Genomic DNA, 12,940 nt, shown 5'->3' on the forward strand with positions numbered 1-12,940 from the left:
TGAGATAATGCTGGCTCACCGGTCGAAATGACGATGAGCCTTTAACTGCCCTGCACACAAAAAAACTGACAGGCCCTTGACTGGAGGTGCTGCGATGACTACTCGACGAACATTTTTGAGGGGTATATCGGGCGTTGTTGCGGCCGCAGTGGGTGGCATCGAGTCCCCGGCAAATGCACAAGCGGGGAAGCTTGACGAGAACGATCCACAAGCCGTCTCACTAGGATACAAGCACGAAACAACGAAGGTCGATAAGGCCAAATTTCCAAGGCACGAGGCAAGCCAGAAGTGCAGCAACTGCCAATTGTTTCAAGGAAAAGCCGGCGACGCGTGGGGACCCTGTCCCATTTTCAGTAATAAGCAGGTCGCAGCAAACGGTTGGTGCAACTCTTACGTGAAGAAGGTTTGAAAAATCTAATACGCCTCTATCTCTAAGCGCGCTATCTCACATGAACGGAGACAGCAATGAAAAAGCTAGCCTTCCTCGCCGCCCTTTCGCTTACGGCTGTTGCGGCTTGGGCCCAGGGCGGCCGCTACGGCTCCCCTCCAACACCAGGGACTGACACTGGCAGGCGCGCGGAGCCGTCTGGGCAGGCTGCCAGCGGTGCCTCCGGCGAGAGCGCCAAAAAGGACAAGAGCGCAGCTCACGGCGATATATGGGGCGTGCAGGCGGCCAAGGCGCCTCGGCAGCGGCCACGCGTAGCCACCCCGCGTCGGCCCCAAAGGGCCAGCCCTGACCTGCGGAGGAGAGGGGCGGTGCAATCAGAACCGCCTTCTTGCTCAAGAAGCACAACCTCGAGTCAAGGTCGCCGACGGAGGGTGCCTCAGCGGCCCGATTCACTGTCAAATTTTATTGAACATTTTGTCAATTTGAATCGGGATTGTATAGCGGTGTTATCCAAGCAAGAATGCTAGGCTGACCGCGATGGGGACCCGCCCACGCCCGAGGAAGCTTCCGCTTCCTTCTGTCGCCACCGTCGTCGGCGATGCACTGCAGTCTTCATCGCCGGCACGGACATTCGCGATTCCGGCACCGCATCCAGAGTGCTGCGCTGCGGCAGCCCTGCCGGCATCGCGTGACGCCAGCCCGACATAAGCTACGATTATTCACAGACGGCTCGTGCCTCGAAACAGCCCATGGAGACAAACAATGCAGACGCCTGACCAATCCCAAGGCATCGACTTCCCGCTTGAGGGCGTGCGCGTACTCGACCTGTCGCGAGTGTTTGCGGGACCGCTGTGTGGCCAGGTCCTGGCCGATTTCGGCGCTGAGGTGGTCAAGGTGGAACACCCCGGCCGCGGCGACGACACGCGCGACTGGGGCATGCGCATCGGCAAGACCGAGACCACCTACTACAACAGCATGAACCGCAACAAGCGGTCCATCACGCTGGATCTGCAGAGCAAGGAAGGCGTGCAGATTGTCTACGACCTGCTGCCGCAGTTCGACGTGGTCATCCACAATTTCAAGACCGGCGGGGCTGAGAAGCTTGGCCTCGGCTACGAACAGCTCAAGGCCATCAAGCCCGAGCTGATTTACTGCGCGGTTTCCGGCTACAACACCAGCGGCCCCGAGGCCAAGCGTCCCGGTTACGACCTGGTGATCCAGGGTGAGGCCGGGCTCATGGCGCTCAACGGCGAAGCCGACACGCCGCCGCTGAAGTTCGGCGTAGCCGTGGTGGACCTGATGACCGGCATGTATGCCGCGCAGGCGGTGCTGGCGGCCTTGTTCCGCCGCGAGCGCAAGGGCAAGGGCCAGCTGATCGAGATGGCGCTGTACGACTGCGGGCTGATGGTTACCGGCTATTACGGCCTGGACGCCATGCTGCTCGGGCGCGACCCCGCACGCTATGGCAATGCCCATCCGTCCATCGTGCCCTATGGCATGTTCGAGTCCGCCGATGGCCCGCTGATCATCGCCGTGGGCAACAACAGCCAGTTCGACAAGTTCTGCCGCCAGGTCATCGAGCGTCCGGACATCGTCGAGGACCCGCGCTATGCCACCAATGTGGAGCGCGCCAAAAACCGCGAGACCTTGACCCCCATGATCACGGGCCTGATCCGCGGCTTTGCGCGCGACCTGCTGTTGGAGCGCATGACGGCCTGCGGCATTCCTTGCGGTAAGGTGGCGGGACTGCATGAGGCATTGACCAGCGAGCGGACCCGCGAGGGCGGCCTGCTGCGCGAGATGCCCCATCCCGTGGCAGGCAGCACGCACGTGTTCGCGCCCCCTTACCGCCTGGATGGCCAGCGCCTGCCGATCCGCAACGCGCCCCCGACGCTGGGCGAGGGCACGCGGGCAGTTCTGCAGAACCTGCTGCAGATGAGCGATGACCAGCTGCAGGCACTGCAGGCCCGCGGCGTGCTGACGCTGCCCGAGACACCACAGCAGGCCTGAGCATTCGTGCCGCGCGGACGCACATGAACGTCCGCGCAGCCCTGCCCGGCAAGGGGGCTTGGGTTCCCTTGCACTGATTCAACTGGAACAACAATCGTGCGTACTCGAAATTTCACCCGTATGGTCCACTCCCGGCGTCGTGCCATCCTGGCCCTGGCCGCGGTGCCGCTGCTGGTCGGCAGCGCTTTCGCGCAATCCTGGCCGAACAAGCCGATCAAGCTCGTCGTGCCGTTCCCGCCGGGCGGGCCCACGGATACGGCGTCGCGTATCGTCGGCCAGAAGCTGGCCGAGCGCCTCAAGCAGCCGGTGGTGGTGGAGAACCGCGCCGGTGCATCGGGTTCCATCGCTGCCGCCCAGGTGGCCAAGAGCGCGCCCGACGGCTACACGCTGATGATGCTGGCCACGCCCACGCTGCTGGCGCCGCACCTGTACAAGAAGGCGGGCTACGACACGACCAGGGACTTCACGCCCGTCGCCACCGTCTATGATCTGCCGATCGTGGTGGTGGTCAACCCGACGCTGCTGCCCAGCGTGACGGACCTGCCCAAGCTGATCGCACAGGCCAAGGCACAGCCGGGCAAGCTCAACTACACCAGCTCCGGCGCGGGCAGCTTCGGCCACCTGAGCATGGAACTGCTCAAGCAGATGGGCGGCTTCGAGATGCAGCACGTGCCCTACAAGGGCGGCGTTCCCGCGATCAGCGACACCCTCGGTGGCCAGGTCCCGATCATGTACGCCGACCTCGTCGCCGCGCTGCCGCACATCCAGGCGGGCAAGCTGCGCGCCATCGCGGTCGGCTCGCCGCAGCGCGTGAGCATGCTGCCCGACGTCAAGACCATTGCCGAGCAAGGCTTCAAGGGCTACGACGCCGTTTCCTGGGGCGGCCTGCTGGCGCCGCCGGGAACGCCCAAAGAGGTGGTGGACCGCGTTTCGGGCGAGGTCGGCAAGATCCTGGCCGACAAGGATGTCCAGGACAAATTGCTGAAGGCCGGTGCCATTGCCAACTACCAGGCGCCGGCACAGATGGCCCAGCGCATCCAGCAGGACTATGCCAAGTGGGGCAAGGTGATCCGCGACAAAGGCATCGCGGTCGAGTAAGCGTCTGCAAGCCGGGCACGCTGCAATGGCGTGCCCGGTGCCAGTTGGCGAGGGCGGACTGCTGTGTTTATTGCAGCCTGACATGGCGCCTGCCGCCTTGACTGGTGTTGTTGCTGAAAACGAGATGAGACCCTTTCCCGGAAAACGCTGAAGAGCCGAAAGCATGCCAGTCAGCACATGAGGCTGACTGGCATGCTTTGCCTTGGATGGAAGAGATTCACTTCTTGCTTTGAGAATGCGCGTCAAAGCGCGCGACTTCTTCGAGCAGCATCGGCGCACCCATGCTGTTCGCGTGCAAGCCTAGAACACTGACGCCTTGAAGGACAGCGGCGATCTCTTCCTTGGTGGCGCCGAGCTCGAGCGCCCGGCGGATATGGCGCCGCGTACCAGGACCGTACATGTGCGTGCAGGATACATCGACGGCTATGGAGATGAACTCCCAGACCTTTGGCTCTATCAGCCCCTTGGTCATAGGATGCATGGCCATGTCGAGGAATTTCTCGGTCCAGATGGGGTCTAGCTCGGTGAAGCTGTTCCACTCCGGATTCCAATAGCCGCTCGCGCGCAAGCTGTCGCTGATGGGCGTGGCTGGCAGGGTGCTTGTACCGGTGTACTTGTCGTCGTGCATGGCGGTCAGTTCAAGGAGGGCTTGTAGTTGATGGCACGTAGTGCCTGACCCGTCCGCTCGTTCTCCCGCTTGAGCGTCTTCTCCAAATCGGCCGTCGTCTGCGTGAGACTCCCTGGGTTCATTCCAAGTGCCGCAAGCTGGCTCTTCACCGAAGGGGATGAGACGGCCTTGAGTAGCTCCCTCTGCAGCCTGCTGCGGATGGCAGCCGGCACGTCTGGCGTGGACCAGACGCTGGTGCCCATGATCTGGCTGAGATTTGGATAGCCCGCTTCCGCCATTGTCGGCACATCGGGCAGGAACGGCGAACGCTCGGCCGATGTCACCGCCAGCGCCCGGACCTTGCCGGGTTTCACGAGCGCAAGCGCGGTGCCCATGCCGTCAAACATGAACTGAATCTGGCCGCCCATGAGGTCGGTGAGCGCAGGGGGCGAGCCCTTGTAGCCGACGTGCTCCATGTCCAGCCCGGCCGCCTTGTTGAACTGCATGCCTTTGATGTGAGAAATCGTACCCGAGCTGTAGGACGCGTAGGAGACCTTTCCCGGATGTGCCTTCACGTAGGCCACCATCTCGCTGAGATTGGTGACCGGCAGACGAGGGTCGGCAACCAGCACCAGCGGCACGCTGGCCACTTCAGCGACCGGTACCACATCCTTGAAGGGATCGAAGCGGAATTTGTAGCTGTACGGGTTTTCCGTCACTAGCGAGTTGGGAGACAGCACGAATGTGTAGCCATCGCGTGGCGCGCCGAGCATTGCGTCCGTGGCAATGATGCCGCCCGCGCCGGGCTTGTTTTCAACCACCACGGATTGTCTGAGGTTCTGGCGCATGCTCTCCGCAATCGTACGTGCGATCATGTCGGATGCGCCCCCCGCCGGAGCTGGAACGAGGATGCGGATGGGGCGATTGGGCCAATCCCCTTCCGCCAGTGCGCTGGAGAGGGGCAGGGCGGACAACAGTGTTGCAAGGCAGGTACGGCGTACAAGCCGGATGATGTTCGAGGTCATTTGGCCCTTTGCGTATGTGTTGTTACGGCGTCGTATGCGGTGGTTGTGCGAATGACAGGTGTGTCTGGCATGAGCAGGGGCGCTCAGACTTGCTCCTCATGACTGACGTCAGCAGGAGCGAACAAGACAAAGCAGATCGATCCAGTTGTCGCAATTCAGGCTGGAGTGCACATATCAACTGGACCGACTTCTCGTCTGTGCCGTAGTCGACTCAGGCTGCGCGGCGCAGCGGCACGTTCTTGACACCAGGCTTGCGGTTCGGGGTCATGCCGTTGGCGGCCAGGGTTTCATCGACATCGTCGTACCAGGTGCCAATACGGTAGATTTCCCGCGCTTCCTTGCCATCGGCGATCTCGCGGCCCAACTCCTTGGCGATTCGTACGAGCTGCTGCACCTGCTGCACCGAGGTGAAGCGCTTGCCATGCTGATCGATGAGGGTGTCCTCAATGCCGCAGCGCACATGCATACCCATCGCCAACGCCATCGTGTTCCACGGAAGTACGTTCTTGAACAACGACTCTGCGGTAACGGTGCAGCCATCCGGTGCACGTTGGATGAAGTCGAACAGGTTGTACGGATGCGGTCCATGGTGGCCGCCACCGATGCCGATGCAGGTCAGGTTCAGCGGGCCCTTGTAGACCCCCTTGCGCACCATGCGGTCCAGCGTTTCGAGCGCGTGCATGCCAACCAACTGAAAGTGCGGCTGGATGCCGGCATTCTGCAGGCGGCGCAAGTGTTCTTCCGCCCAGGTCGGGCCTGCCGGAACGATCATTTCACGGTAGGCATCGTACGTAGCCGGATTGGCGAGGGACGTGCCTTCGTAGAATTCCGGATAGATCAACTCCATGATATTCATCTGGATGGTGTTGAGCGCTACCGTCACCTGGTCCGGTTTCGGGTCCAGTTCGGCCAGTGCGTGTCGGGTGTCGTCCGACAGCCACTTGGCAGCCTGGCCATCGTCTTCCGGTGCAAACGAAATCGAGCCGCCGACCTGAATGATCATGTCCGGCACCGCCTTGCGCACGCCGGCGATCAGTTCGTTGAACATGGACAGGCGCTTGGAGCCCTTGCCATCCGGTTCGCGCACATGCAGGTGCAGCACGCTGGCGCCGGCCTCATAGCGATCGACTGCCTTCTGGATTTGCGCTTCCATGGTCACAGGGATGTCTTCGGGAAAATCTTCCGGCATCCACTCCGGACCGTAGGGGGCCACCGTGATCACGACCTTGTCCATGTTCTCCGGGTGCAGCGAATCATCCAGAAATTGCATTTCGTTCTCCTTAATGGGGGGTAGCTATCGGCGCCGCAACGAACTGTTGAGCTCGAACCGGGATTAGTCTAGTAATCCCGGGGCGGTCGCTTTCTCTCATTTCATGACATTCATGTCTCATTTCATGACAGAATATTCGGAATACCCGGGTTTCCCCTGAACGAACGGATCTGGGTTACTTCCCGAGTAACGGAGAAACGATGGCCACATTGATTCGCACCGGCGTGCTCAGGAACTACTTCAAGGTTGCGCAGCAATTGGGCCTGGAACCGCAGCCGTTGCTACGGAAACTGAGGTTGAGCAGAGAGATGCTTGCGGACCCGGACCACTGGATTTCCGGGAGTGGTGCCGTTACCTTGCTTGAAGAGTCTGCGCGGATCACACAATGTCCGACATTCGGGCTGCGTATGGCCGACCTGTGGCAACTGTCTGACCTCGGTGTCGTCAGCGTTTTGCTCACGCATCAAAGGACCCTGCGCGACGCTGTCGGAACGTTGATTCAGTTTCGGCACCTGATGAATGAGTTCCTGGTCATCCGGATCGAGGAGGTCGGCAAGAAGGTTTTCGTCCGGGAGGACGTCGTCGCGGATGACGCCGGCCCATCCATACAGTCAGTTGAGCTGGCACTGGGCACACTGTCACGCATGTGTAGCACGCTTCTGGGCACCTCCTGGCACCCTCTTAGCGTCAATTTCACCCATGACGCCCCACCTGATCTGCGGCTGCACCGCCGCATCTTCGGGGGGAAGCTGGAGTTCGCAAGCTCGTTCAACGGTCTGGTTTGCCGAGCTGCCGACCTGGAGATTCCCAACCCCATTGCCGACCCCGTCATGGCACGCCATGCCCAACGCTTGCTTGAAGGGTTGCCGGGGGCTAACGAGCCGTCAATTGTGCTCAAGGTGCGCAAGGCGATCTATCTGATGCTTCCGATAGGGCGCGCTACCATCGAGCAAGTTGCTCAAGGCGTGGGAATGAACGTGCGCACGCTGCAGCGCCAGCTCGAAAGCACCGGAGCGGTCTTCTCCGACATGGTCAATAGCGTACGGCGCGATCTTGTCATCCACTATATGGACAACGGAAGCCTCTCGCTGGGCCGCATTGCCGAGTCGCTCGGATACTCCTCTTATGGCTCGTTTGTCCGTTGGTTCACGGCGCAGTTCGGGATGACGCCGACGCGGTGGCGCAACACTAAACCAGCAGACAGGGGAAGGTGCGACAAATAGCCGTTGTTGGAGACAGCGTGCCAAAGCGGGGGCAACGACGAAGTTAGCCGCGGTCTCCGGAGGAGAACCCCGCCCTGCCGCTTAATCAGCCCCCGATTTGGGCGGTCTCCTTCGAGGTAGCCGCCACTGACCGGTCGATTCGTCGCCGATCTGGGTCAAGTGAGGGCAGGGTGCCGACCGGCGCTTCCCGACCCTTTATAGATAGTCCGTCCCGCTTTCATCGATACCTTGGGACTGGCAGCGAAGCTGCCAGTGAAGGCGGGACATGCACCTGTGGGCTACGAATATCCCGACCCAAACGCCAGGACGATTGCTCAGTTAGCTCCGAGTCCACAGGTGCGCTTGCGCTCAAACGAATACTCAGGGCTCGCCGTCGCACCGGCTCACTATATTGCCTTCGCTGAACGCAAGCATGCATGTCCCTGCCAAGTAATCTATCACTTGTGGAGGTTCACATGGCACCTCTGTTGAATCAGCAATTCAAGGCCTTCGTCGGCATCGATTGGGCCGATACTAAACATGACATCTGCCTGCAGCCGGCCGGTGAGGGCAGGCGCGAGTTTGACTGTATCGAGCGAAGGGCAGCTCGTACCAGGTTGCGGTTCGCGCATTGGCGTTCAAGTGGATACGGATCCTCTACCGTTGTTGGCAGACAGGAGCTCGGTACGACGAGAGCAGCTACCTCAACGCCTTGAGGAAGCGCGGTTCGCCACTCCTCGGGAACCTAGCGCTTCCAAGGTAATCCGTTTCGGTCGGCGGTGACGAAGTTCGCCCAGGTACGAAGACGGACAGGATTGCCGGCTTAAAGGCTCGTGCGGGAAACCAACTTTGCTCTGAAAAAAACTTGACTGACCACCTCAGGGCGTGACTGAGTCATTCGACTGCTCAGTGCGGAAGGGTTGAGTTGGCCGATGTGCCGCCATCCAGCCTCCGCTCGCCGGACGGCCGGTGAAGGATGGCTAGCGGCTCTCAAGGTTGGCGATCGTCGCTTCATCGGCCTAAGTAGCCACTTGCACTTCGATCATGTGCCGCTTGCCCCACAACCTGTGGCTGCCATTGGCCGTCTTAACTCTTAACTTGAACGGGGCATCGCTAATGAGGTAGTGGACAGAAGAAATGCCCCAATGAACTAGTCTTGACAATATCGCCCAGCTACCGGGCAAGCCGGCGGCCGTGCCTTCTGCTGCTTAACGTGGCCGTTTGAGGGAGAAGAACCGATGAGTGAATCAACAAGTGGATCCATCAAGGTGGGCGTCATCACCGACATTACAGGTCCCCTCTCGTTCTTGGGCATCGCCAATGCAAATGTGGCCAAAATGGTGATCAATGAGATCAACGCAAGGGGGGGCTTGTTGGGACGGAAGATCGAGCTGTACCTCGAGGACAGTGCAACGACCGATAGCGTTGGGGAAGCCAAGGCGCGGAAGCTCGTCCAGCAAGATCAGGTCGACGTTGTTTTCGGCGGCATTTACAGCTCCATGAGGCAAGCCATCAAGGGTCCTGCTGTCTCGCAGGGCAAGAAGCTCTACATCTATCCGGAGCAATACGAGGGAGAGGAATGCCACCCGCTGATCTTTTGCACCGGCCCAGTGCCTGCTCAGCAGGTTGAATCTACGATTCCATGGCTGATGCAGAAAACCGGAGCAAAGAAGTTCTACTGTCCATCGGCTAATTACATCTGGCCGCACACGATGAACAGGAAGCTACGTGAGGTGGCAACCGCCCATGGCGGCTCGATCGTCGGCGAGGAGTACTTTCCGCTCGACCATACCGACTATAAAGCGACAATCGAAAAAATTATCTCCAGCGGAGCCGAGGTGGTATTCAACACGATAGTTCCGCCCGGCCTGGGGTCGTTCCTCGAACAACTCCATCAGTCCGGCTTCATGAAGCGCGGCGGCCACCTCGTGTGCACGTACTTCGAGGAGAACTTCCTTGGCTTCTTTCCGCCGGAACAAGTGGAGGGCCTATATAGTTGCCTCGACTACTACCAGAACGTCAGCGATCCTTTTAGCAAGGAACTGTTGGCGAAGTATGACAAGCTCTATCCAGGCGAAGCCAAATTCACCGCTGGCAGCGCAGCCACCGGCTTGTACCGTGGTCTGAAACTCTGGGAGGCTGCGGTAAAAGAAGCCGGCTCGCTAAACCAGGATGATGTGATCAAAGCACTGGACCACGCGAAGATCGCACAGGGGCCAGGGGGGCCGGCTGAAATGGTGCCCAGTCAGCATCACGTCCGGCTGAACATGTATATCGCCCAGGTGAAGGGCATGAAATTCGAAATCGTCAAGAACCTGGGGCCCATGGATCCGAAGGAGTGTATGCAAGGAATGAAGTAAGCGACCAGGATTCCACGGCTTTGCGCGCTGTGCATCCAGTGTGACGCGTAACGGCTGTATCTGCCCCATCCGGATGAACGCGAAAGTCTTGCATTTCAGCCGGCCTGCGCCATGAAACAGGACGCACCAGCACCTGACAACGCCATGCTGCGGACGGCGCTAAGGCGCCGTCGCTGATGCCGAGCGTTACTGTTTGCATTTTGAAGTATTGCGGACTTGCTTCTGTCCTGAGGTGTCTCCGCCTTTAAGCAGGCATTGAGCTTCTTCCCTTAGTTTTCCGAGGTCGGCCGTTCGAAGCTGCCTCAGGGAACGGCAGTTCCTCAGCCGGGAAGAGCGGTCCGCCGCCGTGCCGGCCAACGGCGGATCATCGGCCGATGCGGTCATCCGATGGGAGCCTTCGAGTGGCTCAAACTGGCCGGCAAGCGACCTCCGCCAGTTGTGGGCCGGTCGGCTCTTGTCGACTTTCACGGCGGCCCAAAGTGTGCCGGTCAACGCTCCAAATTGACGCGCCGAAAGATCAGGTGCAACCTTCCATCATCTTCCGCCTCCGCACCGGAGCCCGCCATGACCTCCCAAGAATTCCGAGCGTTCAAGGCAAACCTGGCAATGTTGCTCCGCGACATGCCGATCGGAACCACTGCCGATTTCTCCGACGTGGCCGTTGCCTACTGGGATGGCACGCAGGTGATCGGCGCTTATTTGCGCGACGGCGGGCGGCTGGATGAGGACTTCGAGTTCGACGAGAACGTGTGGGAGAGCTGGCACGACGAACTAGTCGGCTGGCAGGCCAACCCGACCTTCACCGAACGCGAGGAACTGAAGGCCAGCCTGCAGCACCCCGCGCAACGTGCCGGATGACCGCACCACCTCGCCAGCCCGTCTGACGACCACAGCGGGCGCACGCAAAGGCCAGCCACCGCGCACAGCAAACGCGCACCCAAATCGCAGAGGAGCTCTAAATGCGGTTTGAATCATTCTCCTTCGGCACCATCAGTATCGACGGCGTCACATACAACCACGACGTAGTCATCGACCACGGCAAGGTCCACAAACGCAGGAAGGGCCCCTCCAAGCCATTCCGCGAAGCTTTCGGCCACACGCCGCTGTCGATCCAGGAAGACATCCCCTGGAACTGCAGCAAACTCGTGGTCGGCACCGGAACCGGCGCGTTGCCGGTGATGGACGAGGTGAAGCGCGAGGCAAAACGGCGCCATGTCGAGCTGGTCATCCAGCCGACAGCCGACGCCATCAAGACGCTCGCGTCGAACCCCAAAGGCGCCAACGCGATCCTGCACCTCACCTGCTAGCGCCGCCAGCCGTCCGCGTCGGGTGACAGGCGTCGGGCGGCGTCCGTTCCGGGCATCCCGACAGGTCACAAACTCCCCCATTTCGCCACGCGCGGAGACGCGCGCGCTCGATCGCATCCGCATGGCGCGCCGGAACGTATATAGAAGTAGGAGGAGGTGAGACACCACCATCAGGAGATGCCGCCATGAAATTCATGATGACCTTCCATTGGGCTCCGGATAAGGAGCAGCGCGCCGAAGCGATCGATCGCTTTCTGCGAACCGGCGGGCTACCGCCGGAGGGCATCCAGTTGCTGGGCAGGTGGACCAGCGCCGATCTCGGGTCGGGCTTCGATCTGCTCGAAACCGACGATGCGGCCAAGCTCACCGAGTTCGCCTATCAGTGGAGCGATCTGATGGAGCTGGAGATCATGCCGGTCCTGGAAGATGCCGAGCTGGCCGCCGTCCTCGGGCGGGTAGCCAAGAAATAGACCAGGCGCTTGTTGCGTAGCAACGCGATTCGACATGCACACACCCCGGCACGCCCCCCTTCGCGGCCTGAGGCGCTATCCGACTGCTGCCCGGCCAGGACGTTCGAGACGGACGATCCTGGTCGCGCTTTTGTTACTAATCGGCTATGCCGCAGCCGATCTCTTCTGGCCATGGCACCGCGACCTGAGCCGCTTCGATCCGATCGCGACCGGCACGCTGGAAACGAGGATGTGGCGCTCGTACTACGATCGCCGACCCGTCTCGCTCTTCCTTGAACTGGCGCAGACCCTGCGCACGCAGTATCGGTTTCCGTGGCTGAGGTCGTACGTCGGCGCCTATTATGGCGCCTCCGCCGCCTTCACCTTCAAAGAGGGGAAGCAGCGCAGCGACTACGAAAAGGCGATGCCCGCGCTGCAGTCCTATTTCACCCTGATCCACTACACGGGGGACCGCAACTTCGACATCGCCCGAACCACCAGGCTGGAACTGGAATGGTGGATCGTGCATCGGGAGCATGATCGTTATGGGCCCGATGCGTTGACCAACACTTGCGCGGAATCGGCGGCCTCGCTGTATATGGTGCCCGCGAATGCCACGCGCGAACACGGGCGGCTGCGCGCGCAAGCGATGCTGCTTCGCGATGCTCGCGCAGAAGCGGGCGACATGACGGACGCGGACTGGGCAATCATCCAATCGATGCTGCACCAGAGCTATCAGTCGCTAAGCCATGCGGTCTCATCGCTTCCGCTGCGGCAAGCCGGCCGTGAGCTGCGAGGCGGGCGTCGATTCCTCGAGCAGGGCGCTGCTACGTCTCCACCGCAGGGCGGTAATCCGGGCTAAGTGCCGCTAACAAGACGAGGAGGTGTCAGTCATGTCAGCTATCAAGCGCATCAATCCAGGCCATTCCGCCTATCAGGCCGCGCCGCACAGGACGACCCGCTACCCTGCGGAGCACGTCACGTTGACGGCTGGCTCCAGGAAGAGGCTGCGTCCCTGTGTGCCGCATCGAAAGGTCGGGCGCGGCAAGGTCGGCGTCGGTGGCAAGTAGGCTCCTGCAACCCTTGTATGGCGTCGAGCTTCAGAAGGTGGCTTGACGTGAATTGGCCTGTCCGGCGCGAGGGCGGATGAGCCTGTCAGATTTCTTGTGTGTTGAGGTCATGAGACGATATCGAAAGAAACGCCCTTATGACCGAAACAACAAG

General features: G+C 60.8%; 13 protein-coding genes and 1 pseudogene. 11 read left to right on the top strand and 3 right to left on the bottom strand.

Going from position 1 to position 12,940, the window contains the following annotated elements; genetic code table 11:
* The first annotated feature begins 94 nt into the window (after positions 1-94).
* The 3 genes from AC3WL8_RS39005 (at position 95) to AC3WL8_RS39015 (ending at position 3,496) form a co-directional block, all read left to right on the top strand.
* On the top strand, positions 95-409 hold the full coding sequence (locus AC3WL8_RS39005; protein ID WP_080569592.1) for a high-potential iron-sulfur protein: 315 nt from the start codon (positions 95-97) through the stop codon (positions 407-409).
* A gap of 741 nt (positions 410-1,150) precedes the next feature.
* Entirely contained in the window at positions 1,151-2,398 is a 1,248-nt protein-coding gene (locus AC3WL8_RS39010) for a CaiB/BaiF CoA transferase family protein (RefSeq protein WP_013953035.1), read from the top strand.
* Positions 2,399-2,518: 120 nt separating this feature from the next.
* Positions 2,519-3,496 (top strand): Bug family tripartite tricarboxylate transporter substrate binding protein, encoded by a 978-nt coding sequence (locus AC3WL8_RS39015; RefSeq protein WP_153954077.1) that lies wholly within the window; start codon positions 2,519-2,521, stop codon positions 3,494-3,496.
* Positions 3,497-3,713: 217 nt separating this feature from the next.
* Here the strand turns inward: AC3WL8_RS39015 and AC3WL8_RS39020 are convergent, their stop codons facing one another.
* The 3 genes from AC3WL8_RS39020 to AC3WL8_RS39030 form a co-directional block, all read right to left on the bottom strand.
* Positions 3,714-4,124, bottom strand: coding sequence for a carboxymuconolactone decarboxylase family protein (locus tag AC3WL8_RS39020; RefSeq protein WP_114130878.1), 411 nt, complete (start codon positions 4,122-4,124; stop codon positions 3,714-3,716).
* Positions 4,125-4,129: 5 nt separating this feature from the next.
* Positions 4,130-5,128, bottom strand: coding sequence for a Bug family tripartite tricarboxylate transporter substrate binding protein (locus AC3WL8_RS39025; protein WP_211981412.1), 999 nt, complete (start codon positions 5,126-5,128; stop codon positions 4,130-4,132).
* Between the two features lie 211 nt (positions 5,129-5,339).
* Positions 5,340-6,398 carry a beta-keto acid cleavage family enzyme gene (locus tag AC3WL8_RS39030; protein WP_492380179.1) on the bottom strand — a complete coding sequence of 353 codons (1,059 nt, stop codon included), beginning with the start codon at positions 6,396-6,398 and terminating at the stop codon, positions 5,340-5,342.
* Between the two features lie 200 nt (positions 6,399-6,598).
* On the opposite strand from AC3WL8_RS39030, the gene AC3WL8_RS39035 reads away from it, so the two are divergent.
* The 8 genes and pseudogenes from AC3WL8_RS39035 to AC3WL8_RS39070 all read left to right on the top strand — a co-directional run bounded on the left by AC3WL8_RS39035 (position 6,599) and on the right by AC3WL8_RS39070 (position 12,786).
* Positions 6,599-7,621, top strand: a complete 1,023-nt coding sequence (locus AC3WL8_RS39035) for an AraC family transcriptional regulator (protein WP_492380180.1) — start codon at positions 6,599-6,601, stop codon at positions 7,619-7,621.
* 571 nt (positions 7,622-8,192) lie between these two features.
* Positions 8,193-8,363: pseudogene (locus AC3WL8_RS39040) on the top strand (IS110 family transposase); the annotation flags it as partial.
* Between the two features lie 475 nt (positions 8,364-8,838).
* Positions 8,839-9,960: a substrate-binding protein gene (locus tag AC3WL8_RS39045; protein ID WP_153953999.1), complete on the top strand. Its 1,122-nt coding sequence runs from the start codon at positions 8,839-8,841 to the stop codon at positions 9,958-9,960.
* Between the two features lie 564 nt (positions 9,961-10,524).
* The gene (locus tag AC3WL8_RS39050; RefSeq protein WP_013953026.1) at positions 10,525-10,818 is read left to right on the top strand and encodes a hypothetical protein; all 294 of its coding nucleotides are present in this window, start codon (positions 10,525-10,527) and stop codon (positions 10,816-10,818) included.
* Between the two features lie 101 nt (positions 10,819-10,919).
* Positions 10,920-11,267, top strand: coding sequence for an MTH938/NDUFAF3 family protein (locus AC3WL8_RS39055; protein WP_153954001.1), 348 nt, complete (start codon positions 10,920-10,922; stop codon positions 11,265-11,267).
* 185 nt (positions 11,268-11,452) lie between these two features.
* Complete coding sequence (locus AC3WL8_RS39060; protein WP_013953024.1) at positions 11,453-11,737, top strand: DUF3303 domain-containing protein; 285 nt, start codon at positions 11,453-11,455, stop codon at positions 11,735-11,737.
* A gap of 130 nt (positions 11,738-11,867) precedes the next feature.
* Positions 11,868-12,578 carry a hypothetical protein gene (locus AC3WL8_RS39065; RefSeq protein WP_492380181.1) on the top strand — a complete coding sequence of 237 codons (711 nt, stop codon included), beginning with the start codon at positions 11,868-11,870 and terminating at the stop codon, positions 12,576-12,578.
* Positions 12,579-12,609: 31 nt separating this feature from the next.
* The gene (locus AC3WL8_RS39070; RefSeq protein ID WP_194946799.1) at positions 12,610-12,786 is read left to right on the top strand and encodes a hypothetical protein; all 177 of its coding nucleotides are present in this window, start codon (positions 12,610-12,612) and stop codon (positions 12,784-12,786) included.
* The last annotated feature ends 154 nt before the right edge of the window (positions 12,787-12,940 follow it).

Source organism: Cupriavidus sp. FW305-F7 (assembly GCF_058782875.1).

What these genes read in the sequence shown, in the direction of transcription:
- AC3WL8_RS39050 (WP_013953026.1), top strand. Translation starts at nt 10,525, where the DNA reads ATGACCTCCCAAGAATTCCGAGCGTTCAAGGCAAACCTGGCAATGTTG.
- AC3WL8_RS39025 (WP_211981412.1), bottom strand. Translation starts at nt 5,128, where the DNA reads ATGACCTCGAACATCATCCGGCTTGTACGCCGTACCTGCCTTGCAACA.
- AC3WL8_RS39055 (WP_153954001.1), top strand. Translation starts at nt 10,920, where the DNA reads ATGCGGTTTGAATCATTCTCCTTCGGCACCATCAGTATCGACGGCGTC.
- AC3WL8_RS39070 (WP_194946799.1), top strand. Translation starts at nt 12,610, where the DNA reads ATGTCAGCTATCAAGCGCATCAATCCAGGCCATTCCGCCTATCAGGCC.
- AC3WL8_RS39015 (WP_153954077.1), top strand. Translation starts at nt 2,519, where the DNA reads ATGGTCCACTCCCGGCGTCGTGCCATCCTGGCCCTGGCCGCGGTGCCG.
- AC3WL8_RS39045 (WP_153953999.1), top strand. Translation starts at nt 8,839, where the DNA reads ATGAGTGAATCAACAAGTGGATCCATCAAGGTGGGCGTCATCACCGAC.
- AC3WL8_RS39010 (WP_013953035.1), top strand. Translation starts at nt 1,151, where the DNA reads ATGCAGACGCCTGACCAATCCCAAGGCATCGACTTCCCGCTTGAGGGC.
- AC3WL8_RS39030 (WP_492380179.1), bottom strand. Translation starts at nt 6,398, where the DNA reads ATGCAATTTCTGGATGATTCGCTGCACCCGGAGAACATGGACAAGGTC.
- AC3WL8_RS39020 (WP_114130878.1), bottom strand. Translation starts at nt 4,124, where the DNA reads ATGCACGACGACAAGTACACCGGTACAAGCACCCTGCCAGCCACGCCC.
- AC3WL8_RS39060 (WP_013953024.1), top strand. Translation starts at nt 11,453, where the DNA reads ATGAAATTCATGATGACCTTCCATTGGGCTCCGGATAAGGAGCAGCGC.
- AC3WL8_RS39005 (WP_080569592.1), top strand. Translation starts at nt 95, where the DNA reads ATGACTACTCGACGAACATTTTTGAGGGGTATATCGGGCGTTGTTGCG.
- AC3WL8_RS39035 (WP_492380180.1), top strand. Translation starts at nt 6,599, where the DNA reads ATGGCCACATTGATTCGCACCGGCGTGCTCAGGAACTACTTCAAGGTT.